Source organism: Rhizobium sp. Leaf384, assembly GCF_001424065.1.
Taxonomy (GTDB): Bacteria; Pseudomonadota; Alphaproteobacteria; order Rhizobiales; family Rhizobiaceae; genus Ferranicluibacter.
This window is the reverse complement of sequence record NZ_LMQE01000005.1, coordinates 1,052,409-1,075,129: the sequence shown is the minus strand read 5'-3', so window position 1 is coordinate 1,075,129 and position 22,721 is coordinate 1,052,409. Positions and strand designations below refer to the sequence as shown.

Genomic DNA, 22,721 nt, shown 5'->3' with positions numbered 1-22,721 from the left:
TTATGCCTTGGCGGGGGCGGACTTGCCAAAGCGCGAGACGAGATTGAGGAGGCCCATGGAGAGCCATGTGATGGAGAAGGCGATGACGGCGAGCGCCGACGGTTCGTAGGCCTTGTTGGCGCCGACGAGCTGCAGGTATGGGCCAAACGCCGGACGGTTCAGCAGCGCCGCCATGGTGAACTCGCCCATCACGATGGCAAGCGTGATGAAGGCCCCGGAGAGCACGCCGCTCATGACGTTCGGGAAAATGCAGCGGAACAGGATGGTCCCCCAGCTGGCGCCGAGGCTCTGGGCTGCTTCCGTCAGCGTGCGAACGTCGATCGCCCGCATGGCCGTATCGACGGCGCGGTACATGTAGGGCAGCGACAGGGTGATGTAGGAGAACACCAGCAGCACGTTCGTCCCTGTCGTCGAGCCGGTGAGCGGCAGCACGGAGGACGAATTGTACATGCGCAGATAGCCGAACACGATGACGATGGCGGGAATGACCAGCGGCAGAAGCGTGATGAACTCCACCACCGGCCGCATCTGCGGCAGACGCAGACGCACCCAGTACGCCGTGGGAACGACGAGCAGCATGCCGAAGATGATCGTCAGCAGCGCCATCAGCATGGAGTAGCCGAAGGTTTCGCGGAACTGCATGTCCGAGAACACAGAGCGATAGGCGTCGAAAGAATACTCGCCGCGGCGCATGCGCAAGGAGAATTCGAACGTGCCGATCAGGGGAATGACGAAATAGCTCGCCCCGATGGCCATGGCGATCCAGGCGCCGATGCGGTTCGTTTTCATTTCTGCCACCTCTCGGCGCGCATGCGCAGCATGAGGTAGAGCACGTTGGACACGCCGGTGATGACGATCATGCCGAGCGCGATGGCATAGCCGAGGTTCGGATTGTGGAGAACGTCGCCGCGGATCTGCGCATAGAGCAGGATCGGCACAATATTGAGCGAACTGCCGGTCAGCGCATAGGCGGTGGCGATGGCGCCGAAGGCATTGGCAAACAGGAGGAGCGTCGTGCCGAGCAGGCTCGGCCAGAGAATCGGCAGGGCAACCATGGTCCAGTATTGCCGGTTGGTCGCGCCCAGGATCTCGGAGGCTTCGCGCCATTCCTTCTTCATGCCGTCGAGCGCCGGCGTCAGGATGAGGACCATCAGCGGAATCTGGAAATACATATAGGTCAGCGTCAGGCCGGTGAAGCTGAGGAGATTGAAGCCGGTGGAATAGAGATTGAAGCCGAACCAGTCACGCAGAAGCACGGTTGCCAGCCCTGTGCGGCCGAGGGTGGCCAGAAAGGCGAAGGCGAGGGGAACGCCTGCGAAATTCGAGGCGACACCGGAAAAGGTGAGGAGGGTCGAGCGCACCGCGGTCGGCAGTCCGCCAAGCACGACCGCCCAGGCCAGGAAGAAGCCGATCAGCGCGCCGCCTAGAGCCGAAGCCAGCGAGATGCGGATCGAGATCCAGTAGGCCGACAGGATCGACGGTGTGAACAGGTCGGTGATGTTCTTGAACGTCAACTGCCCGTCGGGCGTGAAGAAGGCGCCGATGACCAGATAGAAGGTCGGCGCCAGCAGGAACAACACGGCAAAGAGCATGAAGGGCGCGATGCCCAGCCAGTCGATGATCCGGTCCTTGTTGATGCTGGGGACCGATTTCGGGATCGGCGTTGTCATTGTGCTCATCGGCGAGCTTTCGTTCGGGAGGTCGTATGGCGAGCCTCCCCGCAGTGTGCGGAGAGGCGGTTGTCGGATGCTGGACGCGATCCGGCTTACTTGACGTTGGCGCCGACGACGCTGTCCCACTTGCCGGTGATTTCGGCCTTGGCAGCCGCCTGCTCGTCGAGCGTCGGGAACACGGCCTTCTCATAGGCAGCGGCCGGCGGCAGCTTGTCGAGCATTTCCTTCGGGATCTTGTTGTTCTTGGCCAGGTCGTTGAAGCGGATCGGGTGGCAGTAACCCTTCAGCCAGCCAAGCTGACCTTCGTCGGAATAAAGGTATTCCATCCAGAGCTTCGCGGCGTTCGGATGCGGGGCGAAGGCGGAGATGGCCTGAACGTAGACGCCGGCGACGACGCCGCTCGTGGGAACGACGACCTCGACCGGCGGGTTGCCGTTGAGGCTGTCGCGCCAGGAGAGACCGTTATAGTCCCAGGCGATGACGATCGGGGTCGAGCCCTGTGCAAGCGATGCCGACTTGCCGATGACGGGCACGAGGTTGCCGGCCTTGTTCAGTTCGCCGAAGTAGGCGAGACCAGCGGTGCCGGCCTTCGTCGCATCCTTTTCGCCGGCCGCAAGGCCCGCCGCGTAGACAGCCTGAACGGCCTGGTTGGACGCGCGCGGGTCGCCAGCGAGCGCAACGCCGTTGGCGTAGTCGGCCTTCTTCAGGTCGGCCCAGTCCTTCGGCACGTCCTTGACGATGTCGGTGTTCACGACGAAGGAAAGCACGCCATAATAGTCGCCGTACCAGTAGCCTTCGGCATCCTTGGCGCTGTCGGGGATCGAGTCCCAGGTCGAAACCTTGTAGGGCTGGATCAGGCCTTCGGCCTTGGCCGACGGGCCGAAGGAGAGGCCGACGTCGATCACGTCGGGCGCCTGCGGGCCCGTATTGCCCTTGTTGGCCTTGATCGCCTCGATCTCGTCACCTGAGCCGGCGTCGGGGTTCAGTTCGTTGACCTCGAGGCCGTACTTGGCTTTGAAGCCGGCGATGACGTCGCCATAGCCGCACCAGTTGTGCGGAAGCGCGATGGTTGTCAGCGTGCCTTCCTTCTTGGCGGCAGCGATCAGCTCCTCGCTCGGCGCAGCGGCGGCAAGGGCGGTGGAGGCGACAAGCATCGCCGATGTCAGCGACAGAAGGCGGTGGGTCTTTGACAGCACGAAAGTCTCCTTGGGTTTGTTAGGCGGCGGGTTTGTTAGGCGGGTGGTTTGTTAGGCCGGGGTTTCCGACCCGGTGGGTCAAGCTGATAGAGCGGCGTCATGAAGCTTCTATGACAGTCGCGGTGGACGGTTTCAGGCTTTGTTTCCCGGCTAAACCCCTGTCTTCAGGGTTGGCGTTGCCGGGTATCCGATTTCACCCCTTTTTCTCCTGAAAAGGCTTTCGAAACAACGGTGTGGCGTCGAACAACGTCTCCAGCGCCTTCATCCGGTCCCGGGTTTCCTCCCAGATCGAGTTCTGGACGGCTTCGATCAGCGCCTCGACGGTGAAGAGGGTAACGACGGAGCTGTCCCAGGCCGACGGCGCCTCGATGTGAACGCGAAAGACCTTGGCCGCGGACTTGGCGACAGGGGAAGACCACTGATCCGTAAACAGGATGATCTCTGCGCCGCGGGCGCGAGCAGCCTTTGCCATCGTCTCCAGTTCCTGCTCGTAGCGCCGGATGTCGAACACGACGAGAACGTCGCCTTTCTTCATGTCGAGCACGTAGTGGGGCCAGGGGCTGGAGCCGGACGCGATCAGGGTGATGCCGGCGCGGATCACCTGCAGATGCGTGAAGACGTAGTCGGCCAGCGTCCGCGTGATCCGCCCGCCGATCAGGTAGACGCGCCGCTTCGGGTCTGCGACGAGCGCGGCGGCGCCGTCGAAATCCTGCGTTTCCATCTGCGCAAGCGTGGCGCGCAGATTGTTGATGGTGGCGTCGGCGAAACGGTTGAGAATGTGCGTGCCGGGTGCATTCGTCGCCCACCGATCATGCTTGCTGATCGGGTTGGAGATCGTCGCTTCCAGCTCCTGGTGCAGCCGGGCCTGAAAGTCGGGAAAGCCGCGAAAACCGAGTTTCTGTACCATGCGCGCAACGGTGGGCGTCGAGACGCCCGCGTTCTCGGCCACGGTCGTGATGCTGCCGAGCCCGGAAACGGGATAGTTGTCGAGCAACGTTTCCGCCAGTTGCTTCTCCGCCCGCGTCAATGCGGTGAAGTTCGCGGCGATCACGTCCGACACCGTCTTGTGTGTTTCGGTGCTGATCACGATTTTCCCCTGAGGCCGATCTTCGCCAGCCTTGTGTGACAGAGTAAACATCGCTGTCACAATCGGAGTCAATGGGGTGTGTGAAGAGATCGTTTCAGTTTGCAATTGACAGACACGGAATTGTGAAGAATTCTCTTCAGTCAGTGGGACCCGTCATGACGGCGGGCGAAGGACGGAGCCGGGTGTGGGTGCGCTTTTGACCGTCGAGGATGGTGCGCCGGTGGCGCTGGAGAATGCGGAGGCTGGTTCCCGCATCCTTCTCGTCTGTGAGCATGCCTCGCGGCGTCTCCCGGAGCGGCTGGGCACGCTCGGGCTTTCGGCGGAAGCGCTCGAGAGCCATATCGCCTGGGACCCGGGCGCCCTGGCCGTTTGCCGGCTGCTGACGCACGCGCTCGATGCAACGCTTTTCTACCAGCGCTTTTCCCGGCTTGTCTACGATTGCAACCGCCCGCCGGACTCGCCGAGCGCGATGCCTCGCCTCAGCGAGATCTTCGATATTCCGGGCAATGCCGCGCTGTCGGACGCCGAGCGTCTGGTGCGCACGCAGGAGATCTACAGCCCGTTCCGCACGAGCCTGTCCGATCTCATCGCTGCACGGGTTGCAAATGGTCGGCCGCCCGTTATCGTCACGCTGCACTCCTTCACGCCCGTCTGGCACGGGCGGCCGCGGGAGGTCGAGGTGGGCATCCTGCATGATAGCGACCGTCGGCTCGCCGATGCGTTTCTGAGCGATGCCGCCGGAGACGACGCCTTCGTTACCCGTCGCAACGAGCCCTACGGGCCGCAGGACGGCGTGACGCATACCTTGATCGAGCACGGCGTCCACAATGGCCTGCTCAACGTGATGATCGAGATCCGCAACGATCTCATCGCAACCAAAGACGGTCAGAGGGTCCTGGCCGGCTATATCGGGACTCATCTGGGCAGAGCCCTGGCGAGTCTCGAAATTTAAAAAGACCCGGGGAGCGGCTTGTCCGCGGAAACCGTTCCCGCCCGGTTGGCGGGAGCACTGGCACGACTGCGTGAAGACCTCGGAAAGAACCTGAAAAGCGGGGCACACGCAGCACGATCAAGCGTTGCAGCGTCCGTGCGCCATGAGGGTCGCGCGCCGCTGCACCGGCATCCGGCAATACCGCCCGGCGCCGAGCGTTCAGAGGGGAAAATCATGTCCGACTATAGCGACGTCGACAAGCACGCGGACCTTCAGGTCCTGCATTCCATGGGGTACGCGCAAGAACTCGAGCGGCGGATGAGTTCGTTTTCCAATTTCGCCGTGTCCTTTTCGATCATCTGCATTCTTTCCGGCGGCATCAATTCGCTGGCGCAGGCGACCGCCGGGGCAGGCGGTGCCGCGATCGGTATCGGCTGGCCGATCGGCTGCTTCGTCTCCTTCGTCTTCGCCGTCGCCATGGCGCAGATTTCGTCGGCCTACCCGACGGCCGGCGGGCTCTACCACTGGGGGTCGATCCTCGGCAACCGCTTCACGGGCTGGCTGACCGCCTGGTTCAACCTGCTCGGGCTCGTCACCGTGCTCGGCGCCATCAATGTCGGCACCTACTATTTCTTCATGGGCACGTTCGGCACCCCGTATTTCGGGCTGGAGAATGGCATCACCATCCAGATGCTGTTCCTGGTGGTCATCACCGGCCTGCAGGCGCTGATCAACCACATGGGCATCGGCGCAACGGCGAAGCTCACGGATTTCTCCGGCTACCTGATCTTCGTCACCGCCATCCTGCTGTCGCTGGCCTGCCTGATTTCCGCCGACAGCTACGACATCGCCCGTCTCTTCACCTTCTCCAACTTCTCGGGCGCGGCCGGCGGCGATGTCTGGCCGGAGACGTCCTCCGCCTGGGTCTTCCTGCTCGGCCTGCTGCTGCCGATCTACACGATCACCGGCTACGACGCGTCGGCCCACACGTCCGAGGAAACGGTCAAGGCGGCGACATCGGTGCCACGCGGCATGATCTCCTCGGTGCTCTGGTCGGCCCTCTTCGGCTACATCATGCTGTGCTCCTTCGTGCTGATGATCCCGGCACAGGCGCCGCTTGCCGACGGCACCGTCGTCGACGGCATGACGGCCGCCGCGGCGCAGGGCTGGAACGTGTTCTTCTGGTCGATGGATACCCAGATGAACCCCATCGTGAAGGATGTGCTCTATCTCGCGATCCTGCTCTGCCAATGGCTTTGCGGCCTCGCGACGGTCACCTCCGTCTCGCGCATGATCTTCGCCTTTTCGCGGGACGGCGGCTTGCCGGCCTCGAAGGCCCTCGCCAAGGTCAGCCCGAAATTCCGGACGCCGGTTTCGGCCATCTGGACCGGGTCGATCCTCTCAGTGCTGTTCGTCTGGGGTTCCTCGCTGATCACCATCGGCGAGACGCCGGTCTACACGATCGTCGTTTCCTGCACGGTCATCTTCCTCTTCTTCTCCTTCGCCATTCCGATCACACTCGGTCTGTTTGCCTGGGGGACGTCCAAGTGGCCCGCACAGGGACCATGGAACCTCGGCGAAGGCGTGTTCAAGCTCTTTGCGGGCCTGACCGTGCTGGCCATGATTCTGATCTTCGTCCTCGGCGTTCAGCCGCCGAACACCGCGGCGCTCTATGTCACGGTCGGCTTCCTCCTTTTGACCGGCGTGATCTGGTTCGGCTTCGAAAAGCGCCGCTTCCGTGGTCCGCCGATCGGCGAGGAGGTCAAGCGTCGCGCGGCCGAGATCGCGGCAGCCGAAAAGGCCGTCGGCCAAGCGTAGCACCCCCGCCCGACACGGCGGCACCCGATATGCCGGGTGCCGCCCCGCACACCCCTTTGAGCTTCGACCCACGCAGACAGGATGCCCGATGACATATTCGTTCGAAGACCTGAAGACCGACGTCGCCGAGGGGCGGATCGACACGGTTCTCGCCTGCCAGATCGACATGCAGGGCCGCCTGATGGGCAAACGCTTCCAGGCCGAATACTTCGTCGAAAGCGCCTTCGAAGAGACCCACAGCTGCAACTATCTGCTGGCGACCGATCTCGAGATGGAGACGGTGTCCGGGTACAAATCGACGAGCTGGGAGTCCGGCTATGGCGACTATACGATGAAGCCCGATCTGAGCACGCTTCGCCGGATTCCCTGGCTCGAAGGCACGGCGCTGGTGCTCTGCGACATGCTCGACCATCACACGCACGAAGAGGTCCCGCACTCTCCACGCGCCATCCTGAAGCGGCAGGTGAAGCGGCTGGAAGCCATGGGGCTCAAGGCCTTCATGGCGAGCGAACTCGAATTCTTCCTGTTCGACCAGTCCTATGATCATGCCCGCGAAAGCGGCTATCGCGACCTGAAGCTCGTCAGCGGTTACAACGAGGACTACCATATCTTCCAGACGACCAAGGAAGAGGACGTGATGCGCGCGATCCGCAAGGGCCTGCAGGGAGCGGGTATCCCGGTCGAAAACTCCAAGGGCGAGGCGTCGGCGGGACAGGAAGAAATCAATGTCCGCTATGCCGAAGCGCTGGCTATGGCGGACCGGCACGTCATCATCAAGAACGGCTGCAAGGAGATTGCCTGGTCCAAAGGCAAGGCCATCACCTTCCTGGCCAAATGGCACATGAACGCGGCGGGCTCGTCCTCGCACATCCACCAGTCGCTCTGGAGTCTCGACGGCAAGACGTCCCACTTCTTCGACAAGAAGGGTGAATACGGCATGTCGGACACCATGCGCCACTACGTCGCCGGCCTGCTGACCCATGCGGGCGAGATCACCTATTTCCTCGCGCCCTACATCAATTCCTACAAGCGCTTCATGGCCGGCACCTTCGCACCGACCAAGGCCGTCTGGTCCAAGGATAACCGCACGGCAGGATACCGGCTCTGCGGTGAAGGTACGAAGGGCATCCGCATCGAGTGCCGGGTCGGCGGTTCCGACCTCAACCCCTATCTCGCGATGGCTGCCTTGCTCGCCGCCGGGATCGCCGGGATCGAGGGCAAGCTGGAGCTCGAGGCGCCCTTCGTGGGCGACGCCTATTCCGGCAAGGACATTCGCGAGATCCCGAAGACATTGCGGCACGCGACGGACCTCATGACGCATTCGTCCATGCTGCGGGCGGCGTTTGGCGACGCGGTGATAGACCACTATACGCGAGCCGGCACTTGGGAGCAGGAAGAGTACGATCGCCGCGTCACGGATTGGGAGGTCGCGCGCGGTTTCGAGCGCGCGTGATTGCAAAACCCGTCGGGGTGCGCCATGTCTCGGCATCCCCCGCGTCGAGACGACGGCCTGCGGGCCGACTTCCTCTGGAGTTGATGATGACGATGATTCAATGCATTTCGCCGGTCGACGGCTCGGTCTATGCCGAGCGCGAGGCCATGCCCTACGAGGCTGCGGCCGCGGCCGTCGCCCGCGCGCGCAGGGCACAAAAGATGTGGGCGAAACGACCGCTCGAGGAGCGCGTGCAACTCGTGCTCAAGGGCGTGACCCGGCTGAACGAGATGGCGGACGAGGTAGTGCCGGAGCTTGCCTGGCAGATGGGACGTCCGGTCAAGTATGGCGGCGAGTTCCGCGGCTTCAACGAGCGCTCCAATTACGTCGCCTCGATCGCCGCCGACGCCATGAAGCCGATGGTGATCGAGGAGAGCGAGCGTTTCGAGCGCCGGATCGTGCGCGAGGCGCATGGCGTCGTTTTCGTCATCGCGCCCTGGAATTATCCTTACATGACCGCGATCAACACGATCGCGCCCGCTCTGATGGCCGGCAATGTCGTGGTCATCAAGCATGCGAGCCAGACGCTGCTGGTCGGGGAGCGCATGGTGCGCGCCTTCACCGAGGCCGGCATGCCCGAGGACGTGTTCCAGAACCTGTTCCTCGATCATGAGACAAGTGCGCGCCTGATCGCCGCCAAGGCCTTCGACTTCGTCAACTTCACGGGCTCCGTGGAGGGTGGGCGATCCATCGAGCGCGCGGCAGCGGGCACCTTTACCGGTCTCGGGCTCGAACTGGGGGGTAAGGATCCGGGCTATGTCCTGGAGGATGCCGATCTCGATGCGGCGGTCGACACGCTGATGGATGGCGCGACCTACAATTCCGGCCAGTGCTGCTGTGGCATCGAGCGCATCTACGTGCATGAAAGTCTCTATGACGATTTCGTGGAGAAGTCGGTCGCCTGGGTTTCGAACTACAGGCTCGGCAATCCACTGGATCCGGAAACGACCCTCGGTCCGATGGCCAACAAGCGCTTCGCCGCAGTGGTGCGGGCGCAGGTCGCCGACGCCATCGCAAAGGGCGCGCGCGCCATGATCGACCCGAAGCTGTTTCCCACCGATGACGGCGGCGCCTATCTCGCGCCCCAGATCCTCGTCGACGTGGACCACTCGATGGAGTTCATGACCGAGGAAACCTTTGGCCCGGCCGTCGGCATTATGAAGGTCAGGAACGACGCCGAGGCGCTCGCCCTGATGAACGACTGCAAATACGGGCTGACCGCATCGCTCTGGACGCAGGACCCGGAACGCGCAGCCGACATCGGCGCCGAGATCGAGACAGGCACCGTCTTCATGAACCGCGCCGACTACCTGGATCCCGCGCTCTGCTGGACCGGCGTCAAGGAGACCGGTCGCGGCGGTTCGCTCTCCGTCTTCGGCTTTCACAATCTGACCCGGCCGAAATCCTACCATCTGAAGAAAGTCACGGCATGACCATTACCGCTAACTGGAGCTACCCGACCGCCATCAAGTTCGGGGCAGGGCGAATCAAGGAACTCGCGGAGCATTGCAAGGCCGTCGGCATAGAGCGCCCGCTGCTGGTGACGGATCGTGGCCTGGCGCCGATGGCGATCACGCAGAACGCCCTCGATCTTCTGGAGGCCGCCGGCCTCGGTCGCGCCATCTTCGCGGATGTCGATCCCAATCCCAACGATCTGAACCTGGAAGCTGGCGTAAAGGCTTTCCACGCCGGCGGGCACGATGGCGTCGTTGCTTTCGGTGGCGGCTCGGGGCTCGACCTCGGCAAGGCCGTTGCCTTCATGGCGGGCCAGACACGGCCGGTCTGGGACTTCGAGGACGTGGGCGACTGGTGGACGCGCGCGTCCGTTCCCGGCATCGCGCCGATCATCGCGGTCCCCACCACGGCGGGCACCGGGTCGGAGGTCGGCCGCGCCAGCGTCATCACGGATCATGTGACGCATACGAAAAAGGTCATCTTCCATCCGAAGTTCCTTCCCGCCGTCACGATCTGCGATCCCGAGCTTACGGTCGGCATGCCCAAGGTCATCACGGTGGGAACAGGCATGGACGCCTTCGCCCATTGCCTGGAGGCCTACTCGTCGCCCTTCTACCATCCCATGTCCCAGGGCATCGCGCTTGAAGGCATGCGGCTCGTGAAGGAATACCTGCCGCGTGCGGTTGCCGATGGCCAGGATATCGAAGCGCGCGCCAACATGATGAGCGCCGCGGCCATGGGGGCGGTCGCGTTCCAGAAGGGACTCGGCGCGATCCATGCGCTCTCGCATCCCGTCGGCGCGATCTACAACACGCACCACGGCATGACCAATGCCGTGGTGATGCCGGCGGTGCTGCGCTTCAACCGGCCGGTCATCGAGGAGAAGATTGCGCGGGCAGCGGCCTATCTCGGCATCTCCGGTGGGTTCGATGGTTTCGCAGCCTATGTGCTCGAGCTGCGTGCAAGCCTCGGCGTCCCCGAGGCGCTGTCCGGGCTCGGCGTCGGAACGGACCAGATCGACCGCATGGCCGAGATGGCCATCGTCGATCCAACGGCGGGTGGGAACCCGGTCGAACTGACGCTGGACGCGGCGCGAGCGCTGTTCATCGAGACGATCTGAGCCCTCTTGAACACCCGCCTGGCGCAGCGTTTCTAAAGCCTGCGCCAGGCTGTCTCTCATTGGTTCTCGTATGGCGCGTTAACACTTCGTTAACCACGATTTGAAAGATTTGGTTAACCGAAGCGGCTTCAGGGGCTGGAGCTGATTGCGGGGCAAACCGGGGCTTTGCGTCCCCAAAGAGGTTTCCATGCCAGTCATTACACTCGCCAACACGAAGGGCGGCGCAGGCAAAACCACAGCCGCGCTTATTCTCGCAACCGAGCTTGCCCGCGGCGGCAATCGCGTCACGGTGCTCGACGCCGATCCGCAGCGCTGGATCTCGACCTGGCACGAGATCTCGGGTCGCGTCCCGAACATCGACGTCATCTCCGAAATTTCCATGGCCTCGATCCAGGGCCACATTATCGAAAACCGACGCAGCACCGACTATTTCGTCATCGATCTGGCCGGCGCACGCAACAGCCTGCTCGCAACCGCCATCGGACTTTCCGATCACGTGCTCATCCCCATCCAGGGCTGTTCCATGGATGCCAAGGGCGGCGCGCAGGTTCTGGAACTGCTGGCGCAGCTTGAAAAGCAGGCCGGCGTGCGCATCGACCATTCGGTGGTGTTGACGCGGGTCAGTTCGCTTGTCACGACGCGGGCGCTGCAGGTGGTCAAGGGGCTCCTTGCCAGTCGCAATGTGCGCGTCCTGGAAACCCCGATCATCGAGCGCGCGGCTTTTCGCGACGTGTTCGACTGCGGCGGCACCTTGCAGACCATGGACCCGGCACGTGTGAGCAATCTCGACAAGGCGCGGGAGAATGCCCGCCTGTTTGCCGAGGAAGTCCGGCGCCTCGTGCCGCTCCATGTCACCCGCGCCTTCCGCCGCGCGGCCTGACCCATCTCGCGGAAGACGCGGCATCCTCCATGTTGCGTCCGCCTTCCACGATTGCGCCTTTGGAAGCGCGCTGCGCGAAAAGGATTCACGCAGCGCGCTTTAAGGTCTTGTTTTGATGCATGGCGTTACCCGAAACCGCTGCACACGTTCGGGCGACAGGCATTAGAAGCGCCGGTCGATCAGGTGCTTCGCCTGCGCGCCGACATGATAGAAGGCCGACTTGACCGCCCGCAACGGATCGGGCGTCACCGGCGTCTCGTCGAGCGGCATCTCATGGGCGCCACCGGCGATGTGATGGGCCAGGGCCCGGCCGAAGACCGTACCCGGTGCAATGCCGCGACCATTGTAGCCGCTGACCGAAAGCACATCGGGCGCCACCGTGTGGAGGCGGGGCAGGGCATTGGTGGTCATGCCGATGCGGCCGTCCCACCAATATTCGAAATCGATGGCGCCGAGCTGGGGGAAGAGCGCTTCAAGCGAGCGCCTGGCAAATCCGCGATGCGTCCCCGTGGCCATGGCGTCGAGGCGTCCGATGCTGCCGAAGATGAGGCGATTCTGCTGGTCCATCCGAAACGAGGTCATGACGAGACCGGTGTCCCAGCAACCCTGGCGCTCGGGCAGGATCGCGGCCGCAACATTGGCCGAAAGCGGCTTCGTGGCGAACTGGAAATACGGAAGAATCGTCAGTTCCGTGGCGGACGCCTGCCAGGGCATCCCCTCGACCAGCGTCCCATAGGCATTGGTGGCCAGCACGACCTTCGGTGCGGTGACGCTGCCGGCCGGGGTCTTCAGCACCCAGTTGGCCCCGGTCCGGGTGGCCTCCTGAAGGGGCGTTTCCGTGAAGAGACGGACGCCGGCCTTGACACCCGCATGCGCCAGCCCGTGGGCATAGGCCAAAGGCTGGATCGTGCCGGCGCGGCGGTCGAGAAGGCCGCCCGCAAAACCTTCGGCACCGGTCAGCCGGTGGGCCTGGTCCTTGTCGAGCAGTTCGACTGGCGCGCCGAACGCGGCCCATTGCGCCTGCCGGTCCGTGATGTCCGACAGGCCCTCGGCGCCCACCGCCATATGCAGCGTGCCGTGGCGCACCGCCTCGCACGGGATGTCGTGGCGCTCGACCAGATCAAAGACGAGAGAGGGGCCATCGCCAAGGGCGTGCAGCAGGCGCTCGCCCGGCTCTTTTCCGAGCGTGGCGATCAGGTCTGCCGGCTTCGTCCACATGCCCGCATTGACAAGGCCGACATTGCGGCCCGACCCACCGAAGCCGATCATCCGGGCCTCGATGAGGACGACGTCGGCGCCCTGTTCCGCGAGATGCAGGGCCGTCGAGAGCCCCGTGAAACCGCCGCCGACAATGGCGACGTCCGCTGTCACATGCGTCTCGAGAGAAGCGGTCTGCGGCGGGGGCGGCGCGGTCGCATGCCAGAGGTTCGGCCCGATCTTGTAACGCGCGCGTTCGTCCGCCATGCGGGCATCCTTGTTGTGTCCAGAGCTCTGCTGCGCAGAGATAGCCGATCTTGGTCTCCGACGCCTCATGACAATCGCAGATGACGTGATGAGCCGCGACAATGCCCCGGGGTTTGCGACCGCGGCTCTACCCTGCCGTCTCGCAGCGCGATCGAGCCATCCCCGTGTCGACGATCAGTCGAGGAACTCCACCGTGGTGCCGACGCTTACCATCTTCGCGAGTTCCGTCGCATCCCAGTTGGTCAGTCGCACGCAGCCATGGCTCTGGGTCTTGCCGATCTTGGACGGCTCGGGCGTCCCGTGGATGCCGTAGGTCGGCTTCGACAGCGCGATCCAGACCGTACCCACGGGGCCGTTCGGGCCCGGCTGCAAGGTGAGGACCTTGTCGTTCTCGCCTTGCTTGAAGTTGATCTTCGGATTGTAGGTATAGCCCGGATTGAGCGCGATCCGATCGACCTGCACGGTGCCGGACGGCGACGGCGTGTCCGATGAGCCGATCGTTGCCGGATAGGCAGCGATCAACGCGCCCGATTCGTCGTAGGCGAAGACCTGCTTCCGCGGCTTGTCTGCGACGATGCGCGTGACCTTGCCGGTCTTCGGCTCGCCCGGATTGATCACCTTGATGATGGTGCCGGGAATTGTGAAATCGACCCCGGGGTTCAGTTCGCGCAGATAGGCTTCGTCCATGTGGAAGCGCTCGCCGAGCATTTCCGTGGTCGAGGTGAAGGACATGTGCGGAAGCAGGGCCTTGTGCGCATAGTCTTCCGGGATCTCCGCGACATAGGGACCCGCGGCGTCGGCGGCCGTGATGGTGTAGGTCGTGATGGCGAGGCCGCCGCTCAAGCGCAGGCGTTCAAGGATGTCTTCCGTGTTGTTCGGGTCGAGCGTTTCGCCGGTCGCCTGCTGCCAGGCCTCGATCGCCTTGGTGACGTTCGAGCCGTTCTTGCCGTCGATGACGCCGGGCGAAAAACCTTCGCGATCGAGAAACACCTGCAGGGCGGTGATTTCCGCACTCGACTTGCGGGTGATCGTGGCTGCGCGGGGCAGGGTGGTGCCCTGCGAGGCCGGAGGCTGTTCGGGTGGCAGGGCGGCCATGTCGTTTTCGTCGGGGAGCGTTTCGTCTGCGGCGGGAAGATCGCCACGCTCCACGCCCGGCGGCACGAAATTGCGGTAATCCGGAACGCCGTTTGCGCCGTCACGCCCGCGGACATAGGGCCGGTCGCGATCGGCTTCATCGCCGAAGGTGCCGTTGCCGTAGACCCGCTCCCTCCGGGGGCGACCGCCGAAGGCCTCGTCGCCATAGGGTTCGGCGCCATAGGAATCGGGCGCGGCGCGGCGGCGTCCCGCGTTGGCGCCACGCGATCCCATCACGGTGGCGACGATATTGCCCCAATTGTCCACAAGGACCGTGCGGCCTCTGGCATCGCGCATCACGCGGACCTCGCCGTTTTCAGGGACGTAGTCGAGAACATCCCCCTGCGGCGTCACCAGGACCTGATCGGGCGACAGCACGATGCGGGACTGGGCCGCAGCCGGCGTGGAAGCCGGCCCGAGGCTCGCCGCCATGAGGGCGGCCAGAAGAAGGGAGGAGATGCGTCTCGGAGCGATCGTCACGTGAATACCTGTTGATAGGCGGGAACCTGTTGATGGGCGGGCCGTCCCGCGAGCTACAAGCGGAATGGGACGTTAATATGAAAAGCCTGAATTCAACGTTAAAGAACTGCTAACCATGTGTGGGTGCGCCGTCCAAGGCGCGATCGGCACGGGATGGCGCCTTGGGAAGGGGAGACGATGCGACTGGACGACAGCCATGGAGGGCAGGTGGTCACACTGCTGCTCGATCCTGCCTCCGCCATGGATGTGGCGGCACTGGTCATCGACGGGACAGACCTCTCGCCGGGAGATGCGATCCCGTCCGACGGGGATCCGCGCATCGATCAGGCGTTAAAGGGTTTTCTTTTCACCTGCGGTCCGGATCATATCCGGCATCCCGAGCCCACGGACGGCGGAGGGCGCTATCCGCTTCACGGTTCGCTGTCGGGGACGCCGGTCGACCGGACCCCGTGGGAGGCGAGCGACACCACGTGCCGGGCGATGGTCGATATCGCCTTGGCCGATGGCGGCAAGGCCCGGCTCGATCGCCGCTGGTCGATAAAGCAGGGATCGGTTCATCTTCGGGATCGGGTCGAGAATATCGGCGACAGGCCGTTTCCGCCCATGTGGATGTATCACATCAATATTGCGGGACGCTTCTTTGATGATCAGACCCGCATCAGCGGCGCCATGATTCCGAACGGAGCCATGACCTGGCGATTCGGCGACGGCGAAAGCGCGCATGTTCTGTTTCCGGCCGGCGCGGTGTCCCTTGGTCCGGACGGCTGGGCGAGGCTGCGGGTCGGCCCGTTTGCGGCGCTTGCGAACCGCTCGCTCGACATATCCTTCAAAACCGACGGACTGCCGTTTCTCCAGATGTGGCGTTGCCAGAGGGACGCCGCCGACGTGGTCAGCATCGAGCCGGTGTCGCACCGGATCGCCAAGCGCTCCGAGCTGTCGCAGAGCGGCGAGCTCGTCATGCTCATGCCGGGTGCGGCGATCGCGTATGAGCTGATGTTCGGCCTTGTCGATGCGGCCGGGGCGGACCGGGCTGATTGACCTGCGCGGCAAAGGCGTCCTACATCGTCGGCAACGAAGCTTGCGGCACGCCGCGCGTCGAGGAGAACCTGCATGGACGACATCCGCCCAATCAATGACGAATATTCCGTAACCGGCCAGATCACGGCCGCCGACCTCGACCAGATCAAGGCGCTCGGCTTCAAGTCGATCGTCTGCCACCGTCCGGACCACGAACAGCCGGGCCAGCCGGACTACGCCGAGATCGAGCAGCGCGCCCACGCCCTCGGCATCGAAACGATGCATATTCCCGTCGGCCCCGCCGGCGTGACGGCCGAAGCCGTTCACAAGATGGTCGACGCGCTCGACACGTTCCAGCGCCCCATGCTCGGCTATTGCCGTTCCGGCGCGCGCTCCACCGCGGTCTATCAGCAGACCCAGCACATCCGCGGATAAGAGAGGGCCGGGCGCCGCGCTGCCTGCCCGGCTTCGCCGCCCTGAAGGCGCCCGAGCCGGGCGATCGCCTGGATCCCGGAGCCGAACATGTGCGGACCGATACAGGCGATTAGGTGCCGACGGAGGGGCGCCCGATGACACCGAGGCACCAGACGGAGAATGCCTGGATGGCGCGTTCCCGGACCGTGTCCTTCAGCGTGTCGTGGCGAGCCCCCGGATAGATCATCGTGGTGACCCGCTGCAGGCCCGCTTTCTTCATCCGGGCCTGGAGCCAGACCGTCGCCTTGCCCTTCTTGGTGACGGGGTCCTCTCCGCCGCCCACAAGGTTCACGGGCATTTGCGGCGGCAGCCGGCGAAGGCGATCGAGCTCTCCGCCCGCAAAGCACATGCGGAGCATTTCGACCCATAGCGAGACCGTAATGTCGAAACCGCAAAGGGGATCCGCGATGTAAGCGTCCACCTCTGCGGGATTGCGCGACAGCCAGTCGAAATCCGTCCGGCGATGCGCAACGGAGCGTGCCCACTCGCCGAAGGTGAAGCGGGCGATCAGCGGGCTCGGCACGTCCGATCCCTTCAGCATCCTCTCGATCGCCAGCACGCGCTGCCCGAGACGACCGAGCAGGCCGGGATGGAAGTTCGAGTTCCAGATCGCGAGGCCGTCGTACAGTTCCGGATCGCGTTCCGCGGCATTCAGGGCAACCAGGCCGCCCATGGAATGCCCGAAGAGGATGATCGGAAGACCAGGGTGCTCGGATGCGGCCTCGTTCCTGACGGCCGCCACGTCCGTCAGCACCGCATCGACGCCGCCATCGGGCGCAAATCTCCCCTGCAGTTCCGCCGGAGAACGCGTCGCGCCATGCCCTCGATGATCATGCACATAGACAGCAAAACCCTGTGCCGCCATGGACCGGGCGAAGTCGATATAGCGTCGTCCATGCTCGGCCACGCCGTGGTTGACCAGCAGCACACCGCGCGTCGGCGTCGTCGCCGGCAGATGATAGACGGCGAGATCCGCACCCGACGGGCTGGCAAGCCGCCTGTCCTCGAATGCCACGATCGATCCCTCCATAAGCTGCCTCCCGTGCACTATCCCGCCGCCACGTCGCGATGTCAATATGAGCGTTTTCTAAAAAAACACACCTCGTACCAACTCCGTGCTTGCAATATTCGTTATTTAGACCTTAATTGATCACGTTTTGTTCCGGAGGTCGAGATCATGTCGTCAGGTGTTCGCGCTGGTTTGTCTGCGTCGTTTCCAAGGTCGAGGCCTCTCGATCCGTGGTCCTGTCTCGGTCGTTCGCTCCGCTGCCTCGCATTTGCCCTGATGCTAGCAAGCGCGGCGGGCGGTGCGCAAGCGGGGGATGTCGCGGCTGTCGCGTCCACGTGGGTTGCGGCGGATGCGTCCCTCTCCCGTCCGGGCGTCGCGCACGACGCGCCCGGTTCCCCGGGCAACGCGGTGCGCACGGCCGCATCCGCGCCGTCCGATCCCGCCACCGTTCGGGACGGCAAAAAGCGCAAGCCCGAAGCGGGACGCACCGGCCAGGTTCTCGGGCTCAGCTGGTTGCCTGCCTTTTGCGAGATCAAGGCCCGTCGTCCGGAATGTGTGGGTCAGACCTCCGGGCGCACTGATGCGACAGAACTCACGCTCGCCGGCCTCTGGCCGGTCCGCAACAGCTTCTGCAAGGTCTCCGACGCTCTTCAAGTGCAGGACCGCAGGCATGACTGGCTGGCTTTGCCGGCGGTGCCGCTTTCGGCCGACGTCGGCGCGAGGCTTGCCTCCGCCATGCCGGGGGTCGCTTCCGGGCTCGACCGGCATCTGTGGCTGCGAAGCGGGAGTTGCCAGTTGCTCGAACCCGAGGCGTATTTCTCTCTGCAGATCCGGCTGCTCGAGGCGGTGAACCGGTCTGCCGTCGGCGCGCTGTTTCGCAGCAGGATCGGGCAGGAGATCCGCGAGTCCGAGGTGAGGGCCGCGTTCGACACCGATTTTGCAGTCGGCGCAGGGGAGCGTGTTCGTCTCCAATGCCGCAAGATCGGGGATCGGACGCTGGTGACGGGGCTGACGGTCGGGCTCTCCCCGACGATGACCGACGCCTCGGATTTCGCCGCGGCCATCCTTGGCGCCGCACCGATCGCCTCGCGCTGCAGCGTCGGTCTGGTCGATGCCGCCGGTCAACCGTCTGCACCGCGTCCGGCAGGGGCAGGGGCTGCGGCTGGGAAGGCGGGGTCGAGGGAGGGGACCGGAAAGACGGGATCCGAGACGACGGGGACCGAGGAGGATCCTGGCGACGACGCATCGGATGCTGCGATCGGGCGCCCTTAAGGGTTGCCGAACCGCGACTTGTTTCGGTTGACGTCGTGCGGGCGCTCCAATTCCGCATCGGGGTGGAAATGACGGCCGGTGTCATTGCTCCCCCGGCGCAATTCGCCTACATAGCGGGCCAAATTCCAATTCCCGCGGAGCATTGATCGAGCATGGCGCGTCAATTCATCTATCACATGGCCGGGCTGAACAAGGCCTACGGCACGAAGAAGGTTCTGGAGAACGTCCATCTCTCCTTCTACCCCGATGCGAAGATCGGTATTCTCGGACCGAACGGGGCCGGCAAGTCGACCGTCCTGCGCATCATGGCCGGTCTTGATAAGGAATATACCGGCGAAGCCTGGCTCGCCGAGGGCGCGACGCTCGGCTATTTGCCGCAGGAGCCGCAGCTCAATCCAGACAAGGACGTGCTCGGCAACGTCATGGAGGGCGTCGCCCACAAGACGGCCGTGCTCGAGCGCTACAACGAACTGATGATGAACTACTCCGACGAGACGGCCGACGAAGGCGCACGTCTGCAGGACGTCATCGACAGTCAGAACCTCTGGGATCTCGACAGCCAGGTCGAGATGGCCATGGATGCTCTGCGCTGCCCGCCGGCAGATGCGGACGTCACCGCATTGTCGGGTGGTGAGCGCCGTCGCGTCGCACTCTGCAAGCTGCTCCTGTCCCAGCCGGACCTGCTGCTCCTCGACGAACCGACCAACCACCTGGATGCCGAGACGATCGCCTGGCTCGAAAAGCACCTGCGGGAATACCCGGGTGCCGTCATGATGATCACCCACGACCGCTACTTCCTCGACAATGTCACGGGCTGGATTCTCGAACTCGACCGCGGTCGCGGCATTCCCTACGAGGGCAATTATTCCGCCTATCTGCAGTCCAAGGCCAAGCGTCTTGCGCAGGAAGGCCGCGAAGACGTCGCCAAGCAGAAGGCGCTGTCCCGCGAGCAGGAATGGATTGCCTCCAGCCCCCGCGCGCGTCAAGCCAAGTCGAAGGCGCGTATTCGCGCCTATGACGAGTTGGTGGAAGCAGCGGAAAACCGCAAGCCGGGCGAAGCACAGATCGTCATCCCTGTCGGTGAACGGCTGGGTCAGGTCGTCATCGAGGCCGAGAACCTGTCGAAGAGCTATGGCGATCGCCTGCTGATCGACAACCTCACGTTCAAGCTTCCCCCGGGCGGCATCGTCGGCGTCATCGGCCCGAACGGCGCCGGCAAGACGACCCTGTTCCGCATGATCACGGGTCAGGAAACGCCGGATACGGGCAAGATCACGGTCGGGGAGACGGTCGATCTCGGTTATGTCGACCAGAGCCGCGACTCGCTCGGTGGCGACAAGACCGTCTGGGAGGAAATCTCCGGCGGCAACGACATCATCAAGCTCGGCAAGTACGACATGAACAGCCGTGCCTATTGCGGTGCGTTCAACTTCAAGGGCGGGGACCAGCAGCAGAAGGTCGGCTCGCTGTCGGGCGGTCAGAGAAACCGCGTCCATCTCGCCAAGATGCTGAAGGACGGCGGCAACGTCATCCTGCTCGACGAACCGACGAACGACCTCGATACCGAAACGCTTTCGGCGCTCGAGGAGGCCCTGGAAGCCTTCGCCGGCTGCGCCGTGATCATCAGCCACGACCGCATGTTCCTCGACCGGCTCGCAACGCATATCCTGGCTTTCGAGGGCGACAGCCATGTCGAATGGTTCGAAGGCAACTTCGAGGATTACGAGAAGGACAAGGTCCGTCGTCTCGGCCCGGAATCGGTCAATCCACGACGCGTCACCTACAAGCGCCTGACGCGTTAAGCGTCGGATCGCCATCGGCTCGGGAACCCGTCCTTCTGCTGTAGGGGGGCGGGCTCCCGGCATGCCCTCGGGGCACGAGAGATCCGGCATGGGTCCTTCGAGCTGCCGCCTTCGCGCTCCGCTTCGAGTTCTTGTTTCTGCGTCTGAGATGTTCGCTGCTAAGGCGCAGCTTGGGATCCCATCCCGGCCGGCGACGTCGGCACCGATGCCGTCCTCGACCCTTTCAGATCCCGTCATGGGGTCGACCGGACCTGCAACTGTGTCGCGCCGTATACATCGGCGATGGCCCAGCCTCCGGCGGCCTCAGAGCCGTTTTTGATCGCCGCAAATCGCCCCCACGCCGTCTTTCCGCTTGCAGCCCCTTCCAATATCACATAAACATATCTTTATGTGTTGATGGGAAGAGCATGGTGAGCGACAACAGATTGCGGCTGGAGGAAGTGGTGGACGTGCTGAAGGCCGCGGGCGAGCCCACGCGCTTCCGCCTGCTCGCCCTTTTGGCGGCCGGTGACCTGACCGTGACGGACCTCACCGAGATCCTGGGGCAGTCTCAGCCGCGTATTTCCCGCCATCTTAAGCTTCTGACCGAAGCGGCCCTGATCGATCGCTACCAGGAGGGTGCCTGGGCGTATTTTCGGCTGCGGGGGCAGGGCGAAGGTGTCGCGCTGATCCGCCAGGTTCTCGCGGCGGCGGACGGGGACGATGCGGTTCTGGCCCGCGACAGCGATCGGCTCGCCGCGCTGAAGCAGGCCCGGTCCGATCGGGCGCAGGCCTATTTCAGCCGCAACGCCGCCGAATGGGATGCGATGCGGCGCTTTCATGTCAGCGAGGCGGAGGTCGAGGCGGCGCTGGTGGCGGCCGTCGGGCCGGAGCCTGTCGAGAGCCTTCTCGATCTCGGAACCGGCACCGGGCGGATCCTTCAGCTCTTCCAAGGGCTCTACAAGACCGCGACGGGCGTCGACGCAAGCCGTGACATGCTGGCGGTGGCCCGGGCCAACCTGGATCGGACCGGTGTCTCCACGGCATCCGTCCGTCATGGCGATATCTTCAATCTACCTCTCGATGGCCGCCAGTTCGATCTGGTGACGATCCATCAGGTTCTCCATTTCCTGGAGGCGCCGGAAGCGGCGATCGAGGAAGCGTCGCGCCTTCTGGCGCCGGGCGGGCGCCTGGCGATCGTCGATCTTGCGCCGCATGCACTCGAGCATCTGCGGCAGGATCACGCCCACCTGCGTCTCGGCTTTTCGCATCAGGTGATGGGCGAGTGGCTCGAGACGGCGGGCCTTTCCGTCCAGCGCGTCATCGATCTTTCGCCGAAGGCCGCGCAGGAGACGCCGCTGACCGTTACCATCTGGATCGCGGCCAAGCCCGCAGAGTCCTCCGCCGATCAATCCCGGCGTTTTGCTTCAGGAGCCCGCTGAATGTCCACCCGCACGCTTTACCCGGCCGAGCGCGGCGATCTGCGCCTCTCCTTCGAGTATTTTCCGCCGAAATCCGATGAGATGGACGCGCAGTTGACCCGCACGGCTGCGGCCCTGAATGCCTATGCACCGGAATTCGTCAGTGTGACCTACGGGGCGGGCGGGTCCACGAAGGCACGGTCTCTGACCACCGTGCGCCGCCTGATCGACGATTGCGCCATTCCGAGCACGGCCGCGCATCTCACCTGCGTCGGGGCGACGCGGTCAGAGGTGGATGCCGTCGTGGACGAGTTTGCGGCGGCCGGTGTCCGGCACTTCGTGGCGCTGCGCGGCGATCCGCAAGGGGGGATTGGCGCCCAGTATCAGCCGTTTCCGGGCGGATATGAAAACGCGGCGGCGCTTGTGGAGGCACTCGCCCGGCGTGGACGCTTTCAGATTTCCGTTTCCGCCTATCCCGAGAAGCATCCCGAGAGTTCCGACGTCGATGCCGATATCGATATGCTGAAGCGCAAGGTCGACAATGGCGCGACGCGTGCCCTGACGCAATTCTTCTTCGACAACAATGATTTCGAGCGATATCTGGAGCGGGTCCGCAAAGCGGGCATCTCGATACCGGTCGTTCCCGGCATCCTGCCGATCAACCTGTTCTCGCAGGTCTCGAAGTTTGCGGGTCTTTGCGGTGCGCGCATTCCCGAGGCGCTCGCCCTGCGTCTTGCGCATCTCGACGAGTCGCCCGAAGAGCGCTTCAAAGAGGCGACCCATATCGCGGCGGAGCAGATCGTCGATCTCGCCCGCAGGGGCGTGCGGGATTTCCACCTCTATACGATGAACCGTTCGCCGCTGATCATGGCCGTCTGCGACCTTGTCGGCTTCAAGCGAACGGACGAGATCGCCGAAGGTGCCGCGGCCTGACGCCGACCGGGCGCTCCGGCGGTTCGCCCCCGGCGAAGTTCGGGACACGACGTACAAAAGCCCTCGAAGGTTCATTTCGAGGGC

At 64.0% G+C, this 22,721-nt stretch carries 19 protein-coding genes; 12 read left to right on the top strand and 7 right to left on the bottom strand.

The annotated features are described in order from the left end of the window. The 4 genes from ASG25_RS13310 to ASG25_RS13295 all read right to left on the bottom strand — a co-directional run bounded on the left by ASG25_RS13310 (window position 1) and on the right by ASG25_RS13295 (window position 3,956). Window positions 1–789, bottom strand: coding sequence for an ABC transporter permease (locus tag ASG25_RS13310; RefSeq protein WP_062474235.1), 789 nt, complete (start codon window positions 787–789; stop codon window positions 1–3). Beyond that, window positions 786–1,679 (bottom strand): ABC transporter permease subunit, encoded by an 894-nt coding sequence (locus ASG25_RS13305; RefSeq protein WP_062474233.1) that lies wholly within the window; start codon window positions 1,677–1,679, stop codon window positions 786–788. Before ASG25_RS13305 ends, ASG25_RS13310 begins: the two co-directional genes overlap by 4 nt. An 86-nt stretch (window positions 1,680–1,765) precedes the next feature. Further along, window positions 1,766–2,869, bottom strand: coding sequence for an ABC transporter substrate-binding protein (locus ASG25_RS13300; protein WP_062474231.1), 1,104 nt, complete (start codon window positions 2,867–2,869; stop codon window positions 1,766–1,768). A gap of 193 nt (window positions 2,870–3,062) precedes the next feature. Beyond that, entirely contained in the window at window positions 3,063–3,956 is an 894-nt protein-coding gene (locus ASG25_RS13295; protein WP_244479396.1) for a MurR/RpiR family transcriptional regulator, read from the bottom strand. 184 nt (window positions 3,957–4,140) lie between these two features. Between ASG25_RS13295 and ASG25_RS13290 the strand changes: the two genes are divergently transcribed. The 6 genes from ASG25_RS13290 (at window position 4,141) to ASG25_RS13265 (ending at window position 11,652) form a co-directional block, all read left to right on the top strand. Next, window positions 4,141–4,908, top strand: coding sequence for an N-formylglutamate amidohydrolase (locus ASG25_RS13290; RefSeq protein WP_062474229.1), 768 nt, complete (start codon window positions 4,141–4,143; stop codon window positions 4,906–4,908). A gap of 213 nt (window positions 4,909–5,121) precedes the next feature. Then, the gene (locus ASG25_RS13285) at window positions 5,122–6,705 is read left to right on the top strand and encodes an amino acid permease (protein ID WP_062474227.1); all 1,584 of its coding nucleotides are present in this window, start codon (window positions 5,122–5,124) and stop codon (window positions 6,703–6,705) included. 88 nt (window positions 6,706–6,793) lie between these two features. After that, complete coding sequence (locus ASG25_RS13280) at window positions 6,794–8,158, top strand: glutamine synthetase family protein (protein ID WP_062474225.1); 1,365 nt, start codon at window positions 6,794–6,796, stop codon at window positions 8,156–8,158. 86 nt (window positions 8,159–8,244) lie between these two features. Continuing rightward, window positions 8,245–9,630: an aldehyde dehydrogenase family protein gene (locus ASG25_RS13275; RefSeq protein WP_062474624.1), complete on the top strand. Its 1,386-nt coding sequence runs from the start codon at window positions 8,245–8,247 to the stop codon at window positions 9,628–9,630. Then, on the top strand, window positions 9,627–10,772 hold the full coding sequence (locus ASG25_RS13270; protein ID WP_062474223.1) for an iron-containing alcohol dehydrogenase: 1,146 nt from the start codon (window positions 9,627–9,629) through the stop codon (window positions 10,770–10,772). Before ASG25_RS13275 ends, ASG25_RS13270 begins: the two co-directional genes overlap by 4 nt. 187 nt (window positions 10,773–10,959) lie before the next feature. Beyond that, on the top strand, window positions 10,960–11,652 hold the full coding sequence (locus ASG25_RS13265; protein WP_062474221.1) for a ParA family protein: 693 nt from the start codon (window positions 10,960–10,962) through the stop codon (window positions 11,650–11,652). 162 nt (window positions 11,653–11,814) lie between these two features. Here the strand turns inward: ASG25_RS13265 and ASG25_RS13260 are convergent, their stop codons facing one another. Next, a complete protein-coding gene (locus ASG25_RS13260) occupies window positions 11,815–13,116 on the bottom strand; it encodes an FAD-binding oxidoreductase (protein WP_062474219.1) in 1,302 nt (433 codons plus the stop codon). A 174-nt stretch (window positions 13,117–13,290) separates the two neighbouring features. Next, window positions 13,291–14,682 carry a L,D-transpeptidase gene (locus ASG25_RS13255; RefSeq protein WP_082475821.1) on the bottom strand — a complete coding sequence of 464 codons (1,392 nt, stop codon included), beginning with the start codon at window positions 14,680–14,682 and terminating at the stop codon, window positions 13,291–13,293. Window positions 14,683–14,907: 225 nt separating this feature from the next. Here ASG25_RS13255 and ASG25_RS13250 point away from each other — a divergent pair, with 225 nt between their 5' ends. Both ASG25_RS13250 and ASG25_RS13245 read left to right on the top strand, forming a co-directional pair. Then, on the top strand, window positions 14,908–15,768 hold the full coding sequence (locus tag ASG25_RS13250; RefSeq protein WP_062474215.1) for a DUF4432 family protein: 861 nt from the start codon (window positions 14,908–14,910) through the stop codon (window positions 15,766–15,768). A gap of 72 nt (window positions 15,769–15,840) precedes the next feature. Next, complete coding sequence (locus ASG25_RS13245) at window positions 15,841–16,182, top strand: TIGR01244 family sulfur transferase (protein WP_062474213.1); 342 nt, start codon at window positions 15,841–15,843, stop codon at window positions 16,180–16,182. A gap of 109 nt (window positions 16,183–16,291) precedes the next feature. Here the strand turns inward: ASG25_RS13245 and ASG25_RS13240 are convergent, their stop codons facing one another. Continuing rightward, a complete protein-coding gene (locus ASG25_RS13240; RefSeq protein ID WP_062474211.1) occupies window positions 16,292–17,251 on the bottom strand; it encodes an alpha/beta hydrolase in 960 nt (319 codons plus the stop codon). 255 nt (window positions 17,252–17,506) lie between these two features. Between ASG25_RS13240 and ASG25_RS13235 the strand changes: the two genes are divergently transcribed. The 4 genes from ASG25_RS13235 (at window position 17,507) to metF (ending at window position 22,637) form a co-directional block, all read left to right on the top strand. Then, window positions 17,507–18,502 carry a hypothetical protein gene (locus tag ASG25_RS13235; protein ID WP_062474209.1) on the top strand — a complete coding sequence of 332 codons (996 nt, stop codon included), beginning with the start codon at window positions 17,507–17,509 and terminating at the stop codon, window positions 18,500–18,502. A gap of 152 nt (window positions 18,503–18,654) precedes the next feature. Further along, window positions 18,655–20,304 carry an energy-dependent translational throttle protein EttA gene (ettA, locus tag ASG25_RS13230; protein ID WP_062474207.1) on the top strand — a complete coding sequence of 550 codons (1,650 nt, stop codon included), beginning with the start codon at window positions 18,655–18,657 and terminating at the stop codon, window positions 20,302–20,304. Window positions 20,305–20,711: 407 nt separating this feature from the next. Continuing rightward, window positions 20,712–21,725 (top strand): metalloregulator ArsR/SmtB family transcription factor, encoded by a 1,014-nt coding sequence (locus tag ASG25_RS13225; protein ID WP_062474205.1) that lies wholly within the window; start codon window positions 20,712–20,714, stop codon window positions 21,723–21,725. Then, the gene (gene metF / locus ASG25_RS13220) at window positions 21,726–22,637 is read left to right on the top strand and encodes a methylenetetrahydrofolate reductase [NAD(P)H] (protein WP_062474203.1); all 912 of its coding nucleotides are present in this window, start codon (window positions 21,726–21,728) and stop codon (window positions 22,635–22,637) included. Window positions 22,638–22,721: the final 84 nt, after the last annotated feature.

Bases quoted from the DNA above. Each gene is read 5' to 3' on its own strand.
- ASG25_RS13310 (WP_062474235.1), bottom strand. From the start codon at position 789: ATGAAAACGAACCGCATCGGCGCCTGGATCGCCATGGCCATCGGGGCG.
- ASG25_RS13305 (WP_062474233.1), bottom strand. From the start codon at position 1,679: ATGAGCACAATGACAACGCCGATCCCGAAATCGGTCCCCAGCATCAAC.
- ASG25_RS13285 (WP_062474227.1), top strand. From the start codon at position 5,122: ATGTCCGACTATAGCGACGTCGACAAGCACGCGGACCTTCAGGTCCTG.
- ASG25_RS13280 (WP_062474225.1), top strand. From the start codon at position 6,794: ATGACATATTCGTTCGAAGACCTGAAGACCGACGTCGCCGAGGGGCGG.
- ASG25_RS13275 (WP_062474624.1), top strand. From the start codon at position 8,245: ATGACGATGATTCAATGCATTTCGCCGGTCGACGGCTCGGTCTATGCC.
- ASG25_RS13270 (WP_062474223.1), top strand. From the start codon at position 9,627: ATGACCATTACCGCTAACTGGAGCTACCCGACCGCCATCAAGTTCGGG.
- ASG25_RS13265 (WP_062474221.1), top strand. From the start codon at position 10,960: ATGCCAGTCATTACACTCGCCAACACGAAGGGCGGCGCAGGCAAAACC.
- ASG25_RS13260 (WP_062474219.1), bottom strand. From the start codon at position 13,116: ATGGCGGACGAACGCGCGCGTTACAAGATCGGGCCGAACCTCTGGCAT.
- ASG25_RS13255 (WP_082475821.1), bottom strand. From the start codon at position 14,682: ATGGCGGCGAGCCTCGGGCCGGCTTCCACGCCGGCTGCGGCCCAGTCC.
- ASG25_RS13250 (WP_062474215.1), top strand. From the start codon at position 14,908: ATGCGACTGGACGACAGCCATGGAGGGCAGGTGGTCACACTGCTGCTC.
- ASG25_RS13245 (WP_062474213.1), top strand. From the start codon at position 15,841: ATGGACGACATCCGCCCAATCAATGACGAATATTCCGTAACCGGCCAG.
- ASG25_RS13240 (WP_062474211.1), bottom strand. From the start codon at position 17,251: ATGGAGGGATCGATCGTGGCATTCGAGGACAGGCGGCTTGCCAGCCCG.
- ASG25_RS13235 (WP_062474209.1), top strand. From the start codon at position 17,507: ATGCTAGCAAGCGCGGCGGGCGGTGCGCAAGCGGGGGATGTCGCGGCT.
- ettA (WP_062474207.1), top strand. From the start codon at position 18,655: ATGGCGCGTCAATTCATCTATCACATGGCCGGGCTGAACAAGGCCTAC.
- ASG25_RS13225 (WP_062474205.1), top strand. From the start codon at position 20,712: ATGGTGAGCGACAACAGATTGCGGCTGGAGGAAGTGGTGGACGTGCTG.
- metF (WP_062474203.1), top strand. From the start codon at position 21,726: ATGTCCACCCGCACGCTTTACCCGGCCGAGCGCGGCGATCTGCGCCTC.